The organism is Halorubrum pallidum (genome assembly GCF_055380345.1).
In genome coordinates this window covers 61,367-79,746 of the sequence record NZ_AP043945.1, presented here as the reverse complement: position 1 = coordinate 79,746, position 18,380 = coordinate 61,367, and the positions used below count along the sequence as shown (strand labels likewise).

15 protein-coding genes are annotated in these 18,380 nt (G+C 65.0%); 5 read left to right on the top strand and 10 right to left on the bottom strand.

The features are described 5' to 3' along the window. The first annotated feature begins 48 nt into the window (after positions 1-48). The 3 genes from ACZ45C_RS02005 (at position 49) to ACZ45C_RS01995 (ending at position 3,206) form a co-directional block, all read left to right on the top strand. Positions 49-630: a gluconate 2-dehydrogenase subunit 3 family protein gene (locus tag ACZ45C_RS02005; RefSeq protein ID WP_460561675.1), complete on the top strand. Its 582-nt coding sequence runs from the start codon at positions 49-51 to the stop codon at positions 628-630. After that, positions 627-2,267: a GMC family oxidoreductase gene (locus tag ACZ45C_RS02000; RefSeq protein ID WP_460561674.1), complete on the top strand. Its 1,641-nt coding sequence runs from the start codon at positions 627-629 to the stop codon at positions 2,265-2,267. The genes ACZ45C_RS02005 and ACZ45C_RS02000 overlap by 4 nt, the downstream gene beginning before the upstream one ends. Before the next feature lie 285 nt (positions 2,268-2,552). Beyond that, positions 2,553-3,206 (top strand): dolichyl-phosphate hexose transferase, encoded by a 654-nt coding sequence (locus tag ACZ45C_RS01995; RefSeq protein ID WP_460561812.1) that lies wholly within the window; start codon positions 2,553-2,555, stop codon positions 3,204-3,206. Between the two features lie 335 nt (positions 3,207-3,541). On the opposite strand, the gene ACZ45C_RS01990 is transcribed toward ACZ45C_RS01995, so the two are convergent. The 5 genes from ACZ45C_RS01990 to ACZ45C_RS01970 form a co-directional block, all read right to left on the bottom strand. After that, complete coding sequence (locus ACZ45C_RS01990) at positions 3,542-5,419, bottom strand: AAA family ATPase (RefSeq protein ID WP_460561672.1); 1,878 nt, start codon at positions 5,417-5,419, stop codon at positions 3,542-3,544. A gap of 247 nt (positions 5,420-5,666) precedes the next feature. Continuing rightward, positions 5,667-7,904 (bottom strand): DUF7846 domain-containing protein, encoded by a 2,238-nt coding sequence (locus ACZ45C_RS01985; RefSeq protein WP_460561670.1) that lies wholly within the window; start codon positions 7,902-7,904, stop codon positions 5,667-5,669. A 51-nt stretch (positions 7,905-7,955) separates the two neighbouring features. Continuing rightward, on the bottom strand, positions 7,956-9,134 hold the full coding sequence (locus ACZ45C_RS01980; protein ID WP_460561668.1) for an extracellular solute-binding protein: 1,179 nt from the start codon (positions 9,132-9,134) through the stop codon (positions 7,956-7,958). Positions 9,135-9,173: 39 nt separating this feature from the next. Continuing rightward, positions 9,174-10,355: an alpha-1 4-glucan-protein synthase gene (locus tag ACZ45C_RS01975; protein ID WP_460561666.1), complete on the bottom strand. Its 1,182-nt coding sequence runs from the start codon at positions 10,353-10,355 to the stop codon at positions 9,174-9,176. Positions 10,356-10,377: 22 nt separating this feature from the next. Beyond that, positions 10,378-11,496: a lysylphosphatidylglycerol synthase transmembrane domain-containing protein gene (locus tag ACZ45C_RS01970; protein WP_460561664.1), complete on the bottom strand. Its 1,119-nt coding sequence runs from the start codon at positions 11,494-11,496 to the stop codon at positions 10,378-10,380. Positions 11,497-11,609: 113 nt separating this feature from the next. Here ACZ45C_RS01970 and ACZ45C_RS01965 point away from each other — a divergent pair, with 113 nt between their 5' ends. Next, a complete protein-coding gene (locus ACZ45C_RS01965; protein ID WP_460561662.1) occupies positions 11,610-11,894 on the top strand; it encodes a hypothetical protein in 285 nt (94 codons plus the stop codon). A gap of 45 nt (positions 11,895-11,939) precedes the next feature. Beyond that, positions 11,940-12,500, top strand: a complete 561-nt coding sequence (locus ACZ45C_RS01960) for a rhomboid family intramembrane serine protease (protein WP_460561660.1) — start codon at positions 11,940-11,942, stop codon at positions 12,498-12,500. Positions 12,501-12,584: 84 nt separating this feature from the next. Here ACZ45C_RS01960 and rpsJ read toward each other — a convergent pair whose 3' ends face one another. From rpsJ to ACZ45C_RS01935, 5 genes are all read right to left on the bottom strand, one after another. Next, the gene (gene rpsJ, locus ACZ45C_RS01955) at positions 12,585-12,893 is read right to left on the bottom strand and encodes a 30S ribosomal protein S10 (RefSeq protein ID WP_004048854.1); all 309 of its coding nucleotides are present in this window, start codon (positions 12,891-12,893) and stop codon (positions 12,585-12,587) included. 3 nt (positions 12,894-12,896) lie between these two features. Then, a complete protein-coding gene (gene tuf, locus ACZ45C_RS01950; RefSeq protein WP_460561658.1) occupies positions 12,897-14,162 on the bottom strand; it encodes a translation elongation factor EF-1 subunit alpha in 1,266 nt (421 codons plus the stop codon). A gap of 210 nt (positions 14,163-14,372) precedes the next feature. Continuing rightward, complete coding sequence (locus ACZ45C_RS01945; protein WP_460561656.1) at positions 14,373-15,359, bottom strand: homoserine dehydrogenase; 987 nt, start codon at positions 15,357-15,359, stop codon at positions 14,373-14,375. After that, positions 15,356-15,940 carry an amino acid-binding protein gene (locus ACZ45C_RS01940; RefSeq protein ID WP_460561654.1) on the bottom strand — a complete coding sequence of 195 codons (585 nt, stop codon included), beginning with the start codon at positions 15,938-15,940 and terminating at the stop codon, positions 15,356-15,358. The genes ACZ45C_RS01945 and ACZ45C_RS01940 overlap by 4 nt, the downstream gene beginning before the upstream one ends. 208 nt (positions 15,941-16,148) lie before the next feature. Continuing rightward, complete coding sequence (locus tag ACZ45C_RS01935; RefSeq protein ID WP_460561652.1) at positions 16,149-18,338, bottom strand: elongation factor EF-2; 2,190 nt, start codon at positions 18,336-18,338, stop codon at positions 16,149-16,151. Positions 18,339-18,380 lie beyond the last annotated feature (42 nt).

Here is an 18,380-nt window from a genome sequence, read left to right as displayed (position 1 = left end):
GAGCGCGCTCCGACGGATATATTAGTTTAGGGTAACCTAAAAGCTTCCATGGAACTGACGCGACGCGACGCGGCGGCCGCGCTGGCCGCGATCGGCGCGGGCGGCGGCGTCGCGCTCGGCGTCCGTCGGGCGGGAGCCGGCGGAGAGGACGAATGCGGTTCGCCGGGCGACGACGGTGCGGGCGGCGAGTCGACGGCGGACGAGGGACTCCCCGACGACGAGTCGGTTCGCGAGGCGATGCGGGCGGTCGCGGCCGTCGTCTATCCCGGAGCCGTCTCGGGCGTCGACGCGTTCGTCGACGCGTTCGTCGACGGCCGCCTCGACGGCTCGGCGCACGACGAGGGGATCAGGGCGGCGGTCGCCGACGTCGAGTCGGCGGCACGGTCGTGGTACGGCGCCTCGCTCTCCGACCTTCCGGCGGCGGACCGCGAGGCGGTGCTCCGCGAACTCGGCGTGGACACGGCCGAGGAGAACCCGCACGGAACGACGGCCGAGCGCGCCCGGTACTACGTCCTCAACGAACTGCTCGTGGCTCTGTACACCTCGCCGACGGGCGGCGAGTTGGTCGGCATCGAGAACCCCCAGGGGTACGCCGGCGGTGCCGCAAGCTACGCGAGGGGGCCGCAGTGAGCGGTGCTGAGAGCGTCGGGGGCGAGCGGTCGGACTCGGAGGCGGTCGACCGCACCCCCGTCTCGGACGCGGACGTCTGCGTCGTCGGCGCGGGACCGGCGGGCGCGCTCGTCGCCGACCGGCTGGCGGCCGATCACGAGGTCGTGGTGCTCGACGCGGGTCCGCGATTCGACCCCGCGGACCGACTGGCGAGACAGGAGCGCGCGATCCGCCCGTTCTACGACCGCCCGGACGTGTGGGGCGTCGGCGGCGAGCGCGACGCCCACGAGAATGCGGGCGATCGGTTCTACCCGCTGAACCACGCCCGTGTGAAAGGGATCGGCGGGTCGACGCTCCACTGGCAGGGGATGGTGATGCGGCTCCACGAGGACGACTTCAACTCCGAGACGGCCCGCGGCGTCGGCTCCGACTGGCCGATAGCATACGAGGACCTGCGACCCTACTACGCGGAGGCGGAGCGCGAACTCGGCGTCGCTGGCGCGTCGGACAACCCCTACGCGCCGCCTCGCGAGGAGCCGCACCCGATGCCCGCGTTCGAGCCCTCCTACAGCGACTCGCTGTTCGCCGAGGCCTGCGAGGAACTGGAGATCGACATGCACTCGGTGCCGAACGCGCGCAACTCCGAGCCGTACGACGACCGGTCGCCCTGCGTTGGTTACGGTACCTGTCAGCCCGTCTGTCCGAGCGGCGCGAAGTACGACGCGACCGTCCACATCGAGCGCGCGGAAGCGCGGGGAGCGACCGTGATCGACCGCGCATCGGTCCGGTCGCTCGACCACGACGACGACGACCGCGTGACCGCCGCCGTCTACGCGACGCCCGAGGGCGAGGAGCACAGACAGACGGCGGACGCGTTCGTCGTCGCCGCGGGCGGCGTGGAGACGCCGCGGCTCCTCCTGTTGTCCGCCTCGGACCGCTACCCCGATGGGCTCGCGAACGGGAGCGGTCACGTCGGCGAGTTCTTCATGGACCACCTGTTCGCGGGCGCGGGCGGCACGCTCGACGAGCCGACTCGCCAGAACCACGTCGGCTTCTACACGAGCGCCTGCGACCAGTTCTACGACGAGGCCGACGAGACGCAGGCCCCGTTCAAACTGGAGTTCTTCAACTACGCCGGCCCCTCACCGGTTGAGATGGCGCTGTCGGGCGACGATTGGGGCGACCCGCTCTTGGACCGGCTGCGAGACGGGTACGGTACCCACGTCGCGATGGGCGGGCTCGTCGAGCAGCTCCCGGACGCGGAGAGCCGCGTGACCCTCGCGGAGGACCGCACCGACGACCACGGAAGCTCCGTCCCGCAGATCGAGTGGACCGTGGACGACCGCGCGCTCGACACGATCGAGCGCGCGAACGAGATCCAGGTCGAGATTCTGGAGGAACTCGGCGCGGACGTGGAGTGGGTCTCCGGTCCGGACGCGACCGGTCCCGCCTACCACCACATGGGAACGACGCGAATGAGCGACGACTCCGCGGCCGGCGTCGTCGACGCCGACTGTCGGACGCACGACCTGGCGAACTGCTGGATCGCCTCCAGCTCCGTCTTCCCCACGAGCGGCGCGATGAACCCCACGCTCACCATCGCCGCGCTCGCGCTCCGCGTCGCCGACGACGTCGACGCGCGGCTCGCCGGGGAGTGAGCCGGCCGCGCCGCTCGCGGATGCGTGACACCGGCACCCACTTGTTTTAGGCAAACCTAAAAATTCAAGTGCATGCGACGTGAGATGCGGGTAATGAGCGATTCAGCGCACGCGACGAACGGGACGGCGACCGCCGTCGAGACGGAGTCTACGGACGATGCGGAAGAGACGACCGACGAGCAACAGGCGGCGGGCGACGCTCCGAGCGCCGATTCGATCGACGGCGACGCCGCGAACGGGGACGACGTCTCGGGCGAGTACACCTTCGACGACCTGAGCGTCGTGATGGGTACGTACAACGAGGAGGAGGCGATCGGGACGGTGCTCGACGACATCGCCGAGATCACCGACGGGCGCGCCGAGGTCGTCTGCGTCGACGGCTCCTCGGACCGGACGCCGGAGATCGCCCGGGAGCACGGCGCGCGCGTCGTCGAACAGGAACCGCAGGGGTACGGTGTCGCGGTGCGCGAGGCGATCTTGACGCCGGACCGTCCCGTGGTCGTCACGACCGACTGCGACGACACGTACCCGATGGAGGCGCTCCCTGAGTTCCTCGCCGAGATCAACGACGGGGCGGACGTGGTGAGCGGCGACCGGCTCTACCACGGCGCGAAGGCGATGCCGGCGTTCAACCGTCTCGGCAACCACACGTTCGCGGCCGTCGCCAGCCTGCTCATGGGCGAGCGCGTCCACGACACCACCACCGGGATGCGCGCGTACCGCCGCGAGGTCGTCGAGGAGATCGGCTGGACGGAGAACACCGGCCTCTCCGCCGAACTCCTGATCCGCCCGCTGATGCGCGGCTACGACGTGCGCGAGCGCCCGATCGCCTACGCCGAGCGACTCGGCGAGACGAAGCTCGACCCGATCGGCGGCGGCGTCGCCATCGCGAAGTCGATCGTCACCGTCTGTCTCGAAGAGCAGCTCCGCCGGTTCTGAGCCACCGAGCAGCGACTCGAACGCCGAACGGCGGTCCACCGAACGACAGTGGGCACAGCGGACCGCCGTCGGCGGCGTTTTTATAGAACACAAGGAGAATGCTCCGGGGCTTGACCCCGAGGCGATTCACACTCGCGAGTGACGGCGCCGACTAGTTATAAACATGTTCGGTGTGGTCGGCGCGTAGTGCCGGCTGCCAGAGGAATCTCCCTCCTTCGCTGGAGTCACTGGCCGCTGACGCCGCCAACTGCCAGAGATGCGTTTCGCTACCGCGAGGCGGGCGCACGCTCGCTGCGGTGCTTGTGTCGCCTGCGCCCCTCACGGTGAGGGTTAATTTACGATTTAGATTTTTGAAGAAACCGTCTAGTTTCATCGGGCAAATCTTCCACATCCAACCTTCTTGCGCACATACGAAGCAGTCGCTCCGTTTTTATATTAAATTCATTTGATATTCCTTTGAGAATCTCTTTCCCTTGAAGCTGGTCGATGTTTCCACTTTCCGCTAGTTGTTCAACTTCTCTCCTGATCTGGAGGAATTCTGTTACCTTATCTAATTTATTTTCTAATTCATTTTTCGCAAATGAGTCTATATTCTCAAATCCACTCGATTTTTCATAACTCCTATAACTAATATGTAACTCACCAAATTGTTCGTTCCATCTGGTGTGTGCCTCTTTTTCAATAAAATCCTCGTCTGAGACAATACTGAATAACAGTTCCTCAATATCTTGTGGTGATTTATATCCTCTATTTTCTAACTCCCTTCCAAGAATTTCTTCCACCGTCTCAAATATCACATCTGGTTTTAAAATTAGATTCTCTACAGAGGTAACCGGGAGAACATGTATATTATCCAAGATATTCTCATTCAATTTTAGATTCCTATCACGGTCTACAATAGCGTACAAATTCACACCATCCAGTTTTGGTATCATTTTACTGAATGTCTCTTCGAGATTTACTATTGGATCTTTTCCTCCCATCTCAATCACACTAAGCTCTTTTTCGATTTCATCGTCTATTCTTTGAATAACCTCTCTATCATCTCTTCCTTCTACGAGTAGTATATCTTCACCAGATGATAATGCTGTTAGACCCATTTCTTTACTGATCAATTTCCGAAGTTCATCTGGAACTTCTGAAGCAGGACGTAGCTGGTTCTTCTCAACTTGATCTGGATAAAATAAAAAGTAGAGAGATTCGTCTGGAGTATTCTCAACAATCATTTTTGAGTGTGTACAGATAACAATCTGTATTTTCCTATTCGAATCTGATTTTCTATTGAGATAATCTTTAATATAGTTTAAAAAGTTTAACTGTAGTTGTGGATGTAAATATGCTTCAGGGCTATCATATAGGACAACAAGATCATCCTCCGATTTATCGACAATATCTGTGTCTCTGAATTGTTCCTCAATCCCGTCTTCAACTAATAAGAATAATAACGCAACAGCATCTTTTTCTCCAGAGCTAAGATCGTCAAAATTAACAATAGAACCATCTCGGTTCTCAAATTTTAAGACATACTCATGTTCATCTGTTTTTTCTACCTCTTTTAATTTTATTCCCGGTAATACCTCTCTAATAGCCTCTTGAAGTGGTGATAGCCATTTTAAAATATCAGGTTCTTCAACTTCTCCCCCTTCTTCGAAAAATTCCTCTGTGATATGCTCTTCAATATTAGAATGTATTTGTGCCAGTCGTCTTCTTACTTCATAGTAAGGTAGTTCATCTAACATCCCTTTTTCAGTACCAAACATGTTTGAACGGAAGTTTCCCTGTCCTTTATTGAGCCAATATTGAGTAGCGTTTCGAGGTAGCCTAGATAACGAATGTAGAAACTTAGTACTATAAGTCGGCATACCAATCAGATCCCTTTCTCGAATAGGAATATCTTTACTCATCCCTCTATGTGGGCCCACAAATGCAACGTTTGTGTCGTCAGGCAAAGAGCTCTCATCTTCAAATGATTCTCTTATATTCTTGATCTCTGCCTCTGAAATTTCAGTTTCGGCTAGCACCTTTTCTAATTCACCAGACTGACGCAAACGAGATGTAGCAAAATAATCTTGAGATTCCTTAGCGATATTGTCAAGAAGTGTCGACTTTCCCACCCCGTTAGGTCCCGCTAGTACCATTAAATCGGGTACACTCTCACATTTTACTTCCTTGAGTGGTCCAGTATCTTCATACTCAAAGCTTGGAAGAGCCATGGAATCCGATTTGATTGAGTGATACAAAATGTCTTGGGTGGTGCTAGAATAGATGGCCAACGAGAGTTCTCCCATGGTGAGAAGATACTAATTTCAAGCTCCTATATTTTGTATGTCATTTCTAACGTATTGTGTGGATTGGTGATATGCGTCGGTATGTAGATCGCCGTGCTGACCGCAGAAGTATCAATATAACATACATATTAAATATTTGGATAGATTCACTATTATTTTATAAATGCTCGTCTCACTCCTCGTTCGTCTCGGCGTCCGTCTCGAAGACGACCCACTCGGGGTGGGTGTCGGGTTCGTCGGGGAGGTACGTCCCCTCGTTGCCGCACTCCGTGACGAGCCGACAGGTCGAGCGCTCGGGCGGCCAGACGGCCTCGACGCCGTCGTCGCTCTCTCTGACTGTGACTTCCTGCCGGTAGGTGTACGTCGCGCCCGCCGGGTCGACGAGCGTCACCGTCACGGCGACCACGTCGCCCTCGGGGTCGAAGGGAACGGGCTCGGTCGAGCCCCCGCCCGCGTCGGCCGCCGTACCCGCGCCGGGCAGCCGCACCCCCTCCGGCGTCACCGTCCAGTCGACCGCGAGCGAGTCGTCGGGGTCGGTCACGGTGTAGGTGGTCCGGTCGGGGCCGTCAGCGGCACCTCGCCGCGGGTCGACGCGCACCGTTGCGCGGGCGACGCGGTCCGGGACGCCGACCGTCGTTTCCGCGTCGATCCGGTCTCCGGACCGCCGGTCGAGCGACTCCAACTTCGGCGTGACGTGCGCGTCCGGGTCCGCGGTCCAGACGCCGTGGTAGCCGTAGCGGTACAGGGTCCGATTCGGATAGGCGTCGAGCACCGCGAAGTTCTCCACCGGATCGCGGTCGAGCGCGTACACGACCTCGCCGTCGAGCCCCGGACCGTTCCGGAGGTACTGGAACGGGTGGTTCTGCCACTCGCCGTACGGCGTGGGCACGAACACCAGTCCGTCCTCGAACTCCGTCTCGTCGACGGACGCGTACGCGGCCTCGTGTTTCGCGTCGACGGCGGCGTTCCGGTCGATCGGCTCCGAGGCCGCGTCCACGGCGGCCACGCCTGCGACGACGACCGCGCTCGCGACGACGACCGCGACCGCGACGCGCGCGACCTGCTGGGATCCCGTCCGCGCGGCGAGCCAGCGACTGGCTCGCGGAAGCGTTCGAGCGCCGGCGGCGACGCCCAGCCCGCCGAAAATCGACAGCGGCACCAGGAGATCGAAGTGGTAGAACGGGCCGAACAGCGACGCGAGCCCGTCGGTCGGGTCGGAGAGATCGGCGAGCGCGTTGTGCGTCCCCCAGAAGAACAGGTTACCGACGACGACCGAGACCGTGACCCCGCCGAGGAGCGGGGTCGCCGTCCGTCGTAATCCTAGCGTGCCGGATGAGGTGCCGGAACGCACTGATCCGTCGTCTGCGCCGCCGACGCCCGGGTCCCCACTCGCACGCCAGCCCCGGACCGCGACCGCGCCGCCGAGGAGGGCGAGCGCCGTCCCGAGCGGCCCGGCGGCGAGCCAGCGGGTCGCGATCTCGACGAGCGCGTACCGGTTCGACTCCAGCGCCAGCGCCGGAGTGTACTCGACCGAGTGATCGAGGATCCGGCGCTCGCCGAAGCCGGGGCCGTCCATCGGTGCGAACGCCTGGTAGGGGAAGGTGAGAGGCGACCCCGTCATCCGGACGTTGTACGCGAGCGTGATCGCGACGAAGCAGGTGCCGAAAAGCGCCGTGAGCCCGTGGCGGCGGATCGGATCCGGGAGCGACGAGAACGCCGAGAGCGACGACGGGTCGTCGACGCGTCTGGCCGCCCCCGCGACTCGCCACAGCGCGTGACAGATGAATGGCGCGGCGAACAACACCGCCGTGTACGGCCGCGAGAAGAAGGCGATCCCGATCGCGATCCCTGCGACGGCAGCGGCACCCGTGGACCCGTCACGGACGCTTCGGAGGTACGCGACCGCGAAGGTCAGGTTACAAAGCGTCGTGGGCGCGTACGGGAGGAACGCCGAGGAGGTCGCGATCGCCATCGGCGAGGCGGCGAAGAGGACGGCCGCGGCGAGTCCGGCGCGGCGGCCGAAGGTCAGCGAGCCGAGTAGGTACACCAAGGCGGCGTTGCCGGCGGCGACCGCCGCGAGCGTCACGCGCGGTTCGCCGAACAGCCCCATCGAGGTCGCGAACAGCGCCGCCGGAACCGGGTTGTACTTCGGGTACAGGCGGCCGCCGTCCTCGATGAAAAACCAGGGGTGGAACGCGTCCGCGAGCGGTCCGGCGTGGAACTCCAACTGGCCGCCCAAAAGCAGCGCGGCCTGCGTGAGGTAGACGCCCTCGTCGTGGTTCGCGGAGTGGTGCGAGAAGACGGTAGCGGCGACCGCGAACGTCAGGACGCCGGCCGCGAGCGAGACTATCACGGCCGCCCACGAAACGCGGTCGAGCCGTGCGAGCCGCTCGCGTAAGCGGGTCGTCACGCGGCTCGGACGGGGGATATCGGGAAACGAGGACACTGGCGATGCGATCGATCAGACCTGAATGCCGGCCTCGCGCATGAGGTCGATAGTCGGTTCGAGGTTCGACAGCTCCGCCAGGTCGATGTCGGGAACGTCGAGTTCGTCGATCGTCGGGAGGTCGCCGATGGGCTCCACCTCGGGGATGAGCGGGTACTCGAAGGTAGACCGCGCGAAGTAGTCCTGCGCCTCCGCCGACAGCAGGTGTCGGACGAAGTTCGCGGCGAGGTCGGCGTCGCTCGTGGTGTCGACGACCGCAGCGCCGGCCACGTTGAACATCGCGCCCGCGTCGCCCTGCGTGAACGCGGTGGCGATCGGGGCCTCGGGGTTCCCGTCGAGGACGCGCTGGATGTAGTAGTGGTTCGTGAACGCCGCGTCGATCGTCCCGTCCGCGATCTCCTGACAGGTGCGGAACTCGTCCGGGTACGCCGTGGCACCCGCCTCGACCATCGCTTCCAGCCACTCGCGGGTGTCCTCCTCGCCTTCGAGGAGGCGCATCGCGGTCACGAACGCCTGACAGGAACCGTACGACGGCGCCCAGCCGAGGTCTCCCGGGAACTCTTCGGGGTACGCCATGATGTCGTCGGGCAGGTCGCTCTCGTCGAACTCGTCTGTGTTGTACGGGACGGTTCGGGCCCGTCCGGAGGTACCGATCCACTGGTCGGTGCGGAACTCGGAGCGGACCAGTTCGGCGACGTCGTCCGGAAGCGCCTGCGTGCGCCCCGCGTCGGCGAGCGCGCCGAGCGCGCCGGCGTTGACCGAGTAGAACACGTCCGCGGGCGACCCCTCGCCCTCGTTGACGATCGCGTTCACGTGGTCGGTCGAGCCGGCGTACCGAACGGTAAGGTCGAGGTCGTCGTAGAGGTCGTCGATGTAGCTGACGAGTTCGCCGACGAGGAACTCACCGCGGCCGGAGTAGACGGTGAGTTCGCCCTCCAAGGCGGGCATCTCCGCCATCGGCGTCCCACCGGGTGCGTCCCTCCCCTCGCGGCCCGAGCCGACTTGGCCGATCGACGACTCCGCGTCGCCGCCGTCGCCACCGTCGCCGCCGTCACCGCTGTCCTCGCCGTCGCCGCCGTCTCCGCCGCCCGTACAGCCGGCTATCCCGACGGTTCCGACCGCTCCCGTCGCCGCGAGGAACCGTCGTCGTCGAACGTTGCGCCCGTCCCGTCCATCGGATTCGTGTCTCGTCATGTGTTTTAGGCAACCCTAAATTAACTTAGTCGTGTCGGTTCAGTCGTCCGCGAGCGCTCGCGTTCGGCCGAGCGCGTCGAGACAGTCGAGCCAGTCGCGCATGTACTCGCCGCAGTGGTTGAGGAACGCGCCGTTGTTCCACTCGGAGAAGTCTCCCTCCGCGAGCGCGTCGGCCATCTCCGCGAACGCCGCCTCGAAGGTGTCCGCGTCGTCCGCCACGTCGTCGAGCACCTCCCAGACGTGCTCGTTCAGCTCCAGCCCCGCCACCTCGTTCGCGAGGTCGTCGAACGTCGAGCGCGGGGCCTTGTTGTGCTCGCACAGCGGACCGCCGTTGTAGATGCGCTTGTCGAGTTCGTCGGCGGCGCGCTTGAGAAACAGCCCCGACCAGATGTCGTCGAACCGCCCGACATCCCACTCGTTGTCGTCCATCGGGAGCTGGTAGAACGCGGGGATAACCTCGCGGCGGAACGCGAGGTTCATCGAACAGACGGTGAGGTAGTTGTCCCGGGCGGCCACGAAGTCCTCGCCGAAGTCCTCCGCGGTCGTCCGCGTCTGCGCCTGTCCCTCCAAGTCCCCGTCCATCAGGATCCGGACCGCGTCGAGGTCGGGCACGTTCGTCCACAGCCCCTGCGACGCGACGACCCCGCCCGAGTCGACCTCGACCGCGTCGGTCTCGACCGTCTCGTCCATCGCCGAGTACGGGTACCCGCGCGGGTAGAGGCCGTGCTCGTCGGCGTTCTGATAGAGGACGTTCACCCACTGTTCGTCCGAACTGACGCGCTCTATTGAACCGCCGAACGCGAGGTTCTCCATGTGGCGGCCGAAGTAGTCCGCGTCGTCGTGCGGGAGCGTGTCATCATCGATGAAGACCCCGTACTCGAACGACGGGTCGTTCCACATGTAGAGGAGCCCGAAGCTCGTCTCGGCGTGGCTCGCGGCCGGCACGACGTGACCGTACTCCGCGACGTCGTTCTCAGCGTACCACTCCTCGCGGCGCGTCCCGTCGAACACCTCGCCGGAGACGTCCAAGTCGTCGAGCATCGCCCGCATCTCCGCGACGTCACAGAAGTCCTCGGTGACCAAGACGAAGTGGAGCCGCGAGACGTCGAACCCGTGCTCGCGGGCGTTCGCGACGTACGCGCGGAGGCACTCGTATTCGCGGATCGTCGGTACGATGACGCAGATGTCAGACTCGTCGCTTCCTGAGCGGCGTTCGTCCATACGCCTCAATTTTTAGGCCAACCTAAAAGTCTGCTGATTCGGCGTGATCGTCGGTCGCGCCGCCGTTCGGCGGCGTCTCGTCGACAGAGAGGGTCGGCGAGACGTTGAGCGAGACGGCCGCGGCGGCGCCGCCGGCGAGCGTGACGGCGTTTTTGAGCGCGTGATCGAGGACGGCCGCGGCGATCGCCGTCTCGACCGGGATCGCGGTGGTGCCGACGACCAGTCCGGTGAACGCGGCCTCGTACAGGCCGACCCCGCCCTGTGAGAGCGGTAACACCTTCGCGAGGTTGCCCGCGCTGACCGCGAGCGTGCAGACGGCGAGCAGGACCGGCAACGCGACGACGCCACCGTCGAACCCACCGAGGAGGGCGGCCAACACGAGAACGGCGGTCGCAACGTCGATCCCCCAGACGAGGAGACTCCAGCCGAACACCGCTCCGAGTCGACGCGGTCGGACGGCGACGACTCGGACCGCCGCGCCGAATCGTATCGCGGCGTCTACCGGTTGGGCGAGTCGCGTCCCGGCGGTCCGATCGCGAAGTGCGGGACCGACGCGTCGGTCGCTCCGGGCGAACGCAACCGTCGCTCCGGCGAGTACGACTGCGGCGACGGCGAGTCCGGCGGCGGCGGCGAGCGGTGTCATCCCCCCGCGCGTATCGACCGACCGATCGCCCGCGGCGAGCGCCGCGAGCGCGAGGGCACCGAGCGTCGCGATCGCCACGAGGTCGAACGCACGCTCGACCGCCAGCGAGGCGACGCCGGTCGGGTACGAGACGTCGCGTTTGCGCTTCAGGAGGTACGCGCGGACCCCGTCGCCGGCGCGCGCCGGGACGATCAGGTTCGCGGTCTGGCTCGCGAACACGGCGGCGGTGAGGAATCCGGTCCGGAGCGGAGCGCCCATCGCCGCGAGCACGTCGCCGTACCGCCGTCCCCGAAGGGGCCACGAGAGCGCGTACGCGACGAGCGCGAAGCCGAGAAGGGTCGGATCCGCGTCGGCCGCGGCGGTGACGATCGCTCCCACGTCGAGGTACCGAGCTATGAACCACCCGGCGACGGCGAGCACGAGGGCCGTCCCGACGAGCGTGAGCCGCCCGCGAGTGAGATGGTCGCGAAATCGAACGGAACCGAGCCGGCTCGTCATACAACTGTTTAGGTTGGCCTAAACAATATAACGGTGGCGGTTCGGCCTCTCTCCGTTCGCGAAACGAGGTCTCCGCCGCAAGCTGTTTGTGCACAGAAAACGAAATTCTACACATGACCGAGTCAGCCGCCGGTCGTCGCCGACTGTGGCTCGTCGAGCGGACCTACTCCGACGACGAGCAAAACATGGTGATCCTCACCTACGCCACCGAAGACGGCGCGCGGTACTTCCGCAAGGAGCGAGCGCTCACCTCCTTTTCAGACGTTCGGGACACGACCGCCGCCGTCGAGCCCGACCCCGCGAACATCGGACGCGTCGACGACCCGGACGACCGCGAACGGTACGCGACCGAGGCCGAGCGAATGGCCCGGACCCACGATCCGGACGACGTGATCTGACCGCCGCGGCCGCGTTTAAGCCAGTTCGGCCCGAACGGCCTCGCGATGCGTGCGACGCTCGAAACTCTCGCGGCCGCGGTCCTCGCTCGCCTCGTCCAACTCGCGCTCGGAGCCGTCGGACTCGTCGGCGCGCTCGCGCTGTCGACGCCGCTGTCGGTCTCACCGTGGACGCTCGTCACCAGCGTGTACGCGCACGGCTCCGCCGGCCACCTGCTCGCCAACGCGCTCGCCCTCCTGCTCGTCGGTCCGCTCGTCGAGCGTCGAACGACGCGGCTCCGATTCCACGCGTTCGTGGTCGGGTCCGGCATGCTCGCCGGAATCGCGCAGGTGACGCTCGGCGGTCTGCTCGGACCCCCGCCGGCGGTGATGGGGCTGAGCGGTGCGATCTTCGCGCTCGGTGGCTATCTCCTCGCGGGCAACGTCGTGAGCGCGACGCTGTTCGATCGAGTCCGGCTCTCGACGCGCACACAGCTCGCGCTGTTCGGCGTCGTCGCGCTCGCACTCACCCTGACGACCGCGGCGCCCGGTGTCGCGCTGATCGCACACGCCGCCGGCGCGTTCTGCGGACTCCTCGCCGGTCGACTCGGCCTTCTGGACGCGCGGTGAGCCGCTTTAGTCCGTGAGACGGTGATCGGCGGCGTCGCTATCGGGTGTGAAGAAAACGAAGAGAGCGTACGGACGCCCTAGCGCTTAGTCTTCGAGAACGATCTCGATGCTGACGTCGTTGGGCACTTGGACGCGCATGAGCTGACGGAGCGCGCGTTCGTCGGCGTCGATGTCGATCAGACGCTTGTGGACGCGCATCTCCCAGTGCTCCCACGTCGCCGTCCCCTCACCGTCCGGGGACTTTCGCGACGGGATCTCGAGCGTCTTCGTCGGCAGCGGGATCGGGCCCGACAGGGCGACCCCCGTCGAGTCCGCGATCTCGCGGACGTCGTCGCAGATGTCGTCGAGGTCCTCGGGGCTCGTGCCGGCGAGGCGGACGCGTGCCTGCTGCATCGATTATCGCTCGTTGACTTCGAGCACCTTGCCGGCCGCGATGGTCTGACCCATGTCGCGGATGGCGAAGCTGCCGAGTTCCGGGATCTCGCCGGACGGCTCGATGCTGAGCGGTTTCTGCGGGCGCACGGTGACGACGGCGGCGTCGCCGGACTTGATGAAGTCCGGGTTCTCCTCGGCGACCTCGCCCGAGGACGGGTCGATCTTCTGATCGATGGACTCGATCGTACAGGCGACCTGCGCCGTGTGGGCGTGGAAGACGGGCGTGTACCCGGCCGTGATGACCGACGGGTGCTGCATGACGACGACCTGCGCCTTGAACGTCTCGGCGACGCTCGGCGGGTCGTCGGCGGGACCACACACGTCGCCGCGACGGATGTCGTCCTTGCCGATGCCACGGACGTTGAACCCGACGTTGTCGCCGGGCTCGGCCTTGGGCACTTCCTCGTGGTGCATCTCGACCGTCTTCACCTCGCCGCCCACGTCGGACGGCTGGAAGGAGACGTTGTCGCCGGTGTTGAGAATCCCGGTCTCGACGCGTCCCACGGGGACGGTCCCGATGCCGGAGATGGTGTAGACGTCCTGAATGGGGAGTCGGAGCGGCGCGTCCGTCGGCGGCTCGGACTCCGGCAGGTCGTTGAGCGACTCCAGCAGCGTGGGGCCGTCGTACCACGACGTGTTCTCGGATTCCTCGGCGATGTTGTCGCCCTCGAACGCGGAGATCGGCACGAAGGTCGTGTCGTCGGTCGCGAAGCGGACCTGGTTGAGCAGGTTCTCGACCTCCTCGATGACCTCGTTGTACGTGGACTCCTGGTAGTCGACCAGGTCCATCTTGTTGACACCGATGATGAGCTCGTTGATACCCAGCGTGCGGGCTAGGAACACGTGCTCTCGGGTCTGGGGCGCGACGCCGTCGTCGGCCGCGACGACGAGCACCGCGTTGTCGGCCTGCGAGGCACCCGTGATCATGTTCTTCACGAAGTCACGGTGGCCCGGGCAGTCGACGATGGTGAAGTAGTAGTTGTCCGTGTCGAACTCCTGGTGGGCGATGTCGATCGTGACGCCACGCTCGCGCTCCTCGGCGAGGTTGTCCATCACGTAGGCGAACTCGAATCCGCCTTTGCCCTTCTCTTCGGCTTCCTCGCGGTGCTGCTCGATTACGTGCTCGGGGACGCTCCCCGTCTCGAAGAGGAGGCGACCCACGAGCGTACTCTTGCCGTGGTCGACGTGGCCGATGATGGCCAAGTTCTGGTGCGGTTTGTCACTCATGGGGTAATCACGCGCTAAGGCGCTCTGTGAGTAGGTTTCGGTAGATTCCACTAAAACGGTTTCGATACGGACCACAGACGATCTCGACGCCGTCGGTCGATTATCGACAACGCGGGTCACGGTACTGCGGCGCACGGACGGGCCGATACCCCTCGCGATTTCTGCGCGCGAGCCGGTCACGGTGCCTCTGCTCCGACGTTCGTCACCTCCCTACTCCAGCCGTCCGACGTCTCCGAGCACCGCGCTCGCGGTCTCGGGGCCGCCGGCACCGCGGCCGGAGATGTTGAGCCGACCGGCGTGACTGGTCTCGATCTGCACGATGTTCTGAGTTCCAGAGACCGCCAGCGTGCCGTTCTCGGGGACGAGCCGCGGCGCGACGCGGACGGTCTCGCCGGTCGCCTCGCCGATGAGTCGGACCGTCCGCCCGTCCTCGGCGGCGAGCCGGAGCGCGGAGCCGGGCACGTCGCGGATCCCCTCGACTGCGGCGTCGTCGAGGGTGAACTCGCGGGCGTCGTCGGGGTCGTCGACCGCGCCGAACGAAAGCACATTGGCGAGGATGACGCACTTGAGCGCCGCGTCGGTGCCGTCCACGTCAAACGAGGGATCCGCCTCCGCGACGCCCAAGTCCTGCGCCTCGGCGAGCACGTGTTCGTAGTCGAGTCCCTCCGCGGCCATGCGCGTGAGGATGAAATTCGCCGTCCCGTTGAGCACCCCCCGAACGGCCGTGACGTGGCCGGGCTCGATGTCCTCGACGGTCGACACCGCCGGGATCGCGCCGCCGACGGTCGCCTCGAAGCGGACCTCGCCCGCGCTGGCGGCTTCGGCTGCGCGCAGGTCGCCGAACCGCTCCGCGACCGGTCCCTTGTTCGCGAGCACGGCGTGGCGGTCACGCTCCAGCGCCGTCGTGACGTGTGAGAACCCGGGCTCGGCGTCACCGAGCGTCGTCGGCGTCGCCTCCACCAGCGCGTCGTACTCAGCTGCGAGCGCGTCCGACGGGTCGGCGTCCCCGACGACGCCCCGCTCGGCCTTGCGGGCCACCACCGCGTCGGCGTCGACGCCGGGGTCCCGACCGCCCGTCCCGTCCGCGACAACCGCGCTCGACGAGTCCGCGACCGCGACGACCTCGTGGCCGTACTCCCCCGCCAACTCGACGACGGAGCGCCCGACTGCGCCCGCACCGACGACGGCGAGTCTCACGCCTCCACCCCCGCGAGCGGCTCGACCAGTCGCAGCCCCTTCTCGTCGGACAGCTCTCGCACCGCCGCGAGCGCCGTCTCCGTCTCGCCGGCGCGGGCCTCGACCCGAAGCCGGGCGCTCGACGACTCCTCGGTTCCCTGGGGTGCCGCGAGCGATACGTCGGCGACCGAGGCCGACTCGCAGGCCTCGATCCGCGAGAGCGTGTCGGAGAGATCGGTGTCGATGAGGTGGCCGAACAACAGCAGCGTCACCTCCTCGGCGTACCGCTCCGTCCCCGCCTGCATCACGTTCACGCCTTCGCCGCGAAGCGCGTCGACGATCTCCTTGAAGCGCTCGTGGCTCGCCTCGAAATCGACCTCGACGGGGATCCGACCGCGGGGGGTCTTGTTCCCTCGCTCGTGGTAGATCGAGAGGAGGTTCCCGCCGTTGTCCGCAATCGGGTGGAGCGCGGAGAGGAGCTGTCCGGGCTCGTCGACGAGTTCGAGCCGAACCGTATGCGTCGACGAGGTCGTGGCGGCACGTCCGCCGTCGGCCTCGGGTGCTACGCTCTCTGCGGGCTCCCCGTCACGGCGATCGCTCACGCGATCACCTCCGCGACGGCCGTCGCGGGAGCAGTGCGCCGAACGGGAGTCGTACCGGTCTGCATACCTCAACGGAGTCGGACGACCCGGTATAAGCCTTCGGCGCTGGCAGGCGTTGCCTCTCCGGCGCGTCCGCCACTCGTCTCGCGATCGGACGGGACACGCGAAGCCGACGCGAAAAACGAAAACCGCGTTCCGCGCGACCGAGTTAGAAGTAGTCGATCGACTGCGGCAGTTCCAGCTTCATGCCCTTGCGCTCGCGGATCTCCATGATCTTCTCGCGCTGGAGGTTGTCGACGAGCACGCGGAAGCCCGCGTTCTCGGTGTTCCACGAGGCGCGCCCCTCGGTGGCCGAGCGGATGTCGGAGGAGAATCCTATCATCTCCTCGACGGGCGCGATGCCCTCGACGACCATGAGGTCGCCCTCTTGGTACATGTCGTCGACGCGGCCGCGACGACCCTGAATCTCGCCCGAGGCGGCGCCCATGTGTTCGCTGGGCACGTCGATCCGCACGTCCTGGATCGGCTCCAGCAGACGAACTTCGCCGTCGATCAGCGCGCGGTGGACCGCGTCGCGGACCGCGGGGATGACCTGCGCGGGACCGCGGTGGATGGTGTCCTCGTGGAGCTTCGCGTCGTGCAGGCGGAACAGCGACCCCTGGACGGGTTCGGCGGCGAGCGGCCCGTCGTCGAGGGCCTCCTGAAGCCCTTCGAGGACGAGTTCCATCGTCTCGTTGAGGTGCTGGATACCCTTCGTGTCGTCGATGAGGATGTTCGTCCGGTGGATGTCCTCGACGTTCTGTGAGGTGTCCTTGTCCATGCCGGCCTCCTGGAGCGCCTCGCGGCGCTCCAGTTCGGGCATGTCCATCGAGACCTCGCCGAGCTGGATGGCATCGACGATCTCCTGGGCCATCGGCTCGACGGTGATGTAGAACTTGTTGTGGCGGTTCGGCGACTGCCCCTCGACCTCGCGGGAGGCCTCCTGTGGCTGCTCGCGGTAGACGACGATCGGCTCACCGGTGATGACCGGAATGCCCTGGTTGTCGCGGATCCGCTGGGTGATCACTTCGAGGTGAAGCTCACCCTGCCCGCTGATGAGGTGCTCGCCGGTGTCCTCGTTGATCTCGATCTGGATCGTCGGGTCCTCTTTCGCGACCTGCTGGAGCGTCTCGATGAGTTTCGGCAGGTCGTCCATGTTCTGAGCCTCGACGGACTTCGTGATGACCGGCTCGGAGATGTGCTCGATCGACTCGAACGGCGTCATCTCGACGGAAGAGACCGTGGAGCCGGCGATGGCGTCGCGCAGGCCGGTGACGGAGGCGATGTTGCCGGCGGGAACGTGCTCCACTTCCTCGCGTTCCGACCCCATGAAGAGGCCGACGCTCTGGATGCGGTTCTTGCCCGCGGTGCCGGAGACGTACAGCTCTTGGCCCTTCTCCAGCGTGCCGGAGAAGACGCGGCCCGTCGCGATCTCGCCCGCGTGCGGGTCCATCGAGATGTCGGTGACCATGAAGACGACGTCGCCGTTCTCGTCGACGAGCTGCATCCCCTCGGCCAGTTCGGAGTCGGGGTCGCCGCGCCAGATGCGCGGGACACGACGGGGCTGTGCGTCGACCGGATTCGGGAAGTGCTCACAGACCATGTCGAGCACGACGTCCGAAAGCGGCGTGCGCTCGTGAAGCTCGTCGCGCTTGTCGTTCTGTTCGAGGTCCATGATGTCGCCGAAGTCCATGCCGGTCCGCTGCATCGACGGCATCGAGACGCCCCACTTGTACAGCGCGGAGCCGAACCCGACCGTGCCGTCCTCGACGGAGACGGTCCAGTCCTCGGGGATGTCGTCCATGTTCTCGGCCATCCCGCGGATGAGTTCGTTGACGTCGGCGATGACGGAGAGGAGCCGCTCCTGCATCTCCTGGGGCCCCTCCTGAAGCTCACTGATGAGGCGGTCGACCTTGTTGATGAAAAGCGCCGGCTTCACTCCCTCGCGGAGCGCCTGCCGGAGCACGGTCTCGGTCTGCGGCATCGCGCCCTCGACGGCGTCGACGACCACTAAGGCGCCGTCGACCGCGCGCATCGCGCGGGTGACGTCGCCACCGAAGTCCACGTGACCCGGCGTGTCGATGAGGTTGATGAGGTGGTTGGTGTCCTCGTACTCGTGGGTCATCGAGACGTTCGCCGCGTCGATGGTGATTCCGCGCTCCTGCTCGTCCTCCTTCGTGTCCATCGCGAGCTGCTCGCCGGCGGTGTCCTGCGAGATCATGCCGGCGCCCGCAAGCAGGTTGTCTGAAAGCGTCGTCTTCCCGTGGTCGACGTGGGCGGCGATGGCGATGTTCCGGATGTGCTCCGGATTGTCCATCAGCCGCTCGCACTCTTGAACGATCTTCTTGCGTCGGCCCATTATACCGGTTGGTACCGACAGCAGGGTCAAAAGGGTAGTGTT

Excerpts from the sequence above, each read along its gene's own strand:
- ACZ45C_RS01980 (WP_460561668.1), bottom strand. The coding sequence starts at position 9,134 with ATGACGAGACACGAATCCGATGGACGGGACGGGCGCAACGTTCGACGA.
- ACZ45C_RS01965 (WP_460561662.1), top strand. The coding sequence starts at position 11,610 with ATGACCGAGTCAGCCGCCGGTCGTCGCCGACTGTGGCTCGTCGAGCGG.
- tuf (WP_460561658.1), bottom strand. The coding sequence starts at position 14,162 with ATGAGTGACAAACCGCACCAGAACTTGGCCATCATCGGCCACGTCGAC.
- ACZ45C_RS01960 (WP_460561660.1), top strand. The coding sequence starts at position 11,940 with ATGCGTGCGACGCTCGAAACTCTCGCGGCCGCGGTCCTCGCTCGCCTC.
- ACZ45C_RS01995 (WP_460561812.1), top strand. The coding sequence starts at position 2,553 with ATGGGTACGTACAACGAGGAGGAGGCGATCGGGACGGTGCTCGACGAC.
- ACZ45C_RS01970 (WP_460561664.1), bottom strand. The coding sequence starts at position 11,496 with ATGACGAGCCGGCTCGGTTCCGTTCGATTTCGCGACCATCTCACTCGC.
- ACZ45C_RS01990 (WP_460561672.1), bottom strand. The coding sequence starts at position 5,419 with ATGGCTCTTCCAAGCTTTGAGTATGAAGATACTGGACCACTCAAGGAA.
- ACZ45C_RS01975 (WP_460561666.1), bottom strand. The coding sequence starts at position 10,355 with ATGGACGAACGCCGCTCAGGAAGCGACGAGTCTGACATCTGCGTCATC.
- ACZ45C_RS01935 (WP_460561652.1), bottom strand. The coding sequence starts at position 18,338 with ATGGGCCGACGCAAGAAGATCGTTCAAGAGTGCGAGCGGCTGATGGAC.
- ACZ45C_RS02005 (WP_460561675.1), top strand. The coding sequence starts at position 49 with ATGGAACTGACGCGACGCGACGCGGCGGCCGCGCTGGCCGCGATCGGC.
- rpsJ (WP_004048854.1), bottom strand. The coding sequence starts at position 12,893 with ATGCAGCAGGCACGCGTCCGCCTCGCCGGCACGAGCCCCGAGGACCTC.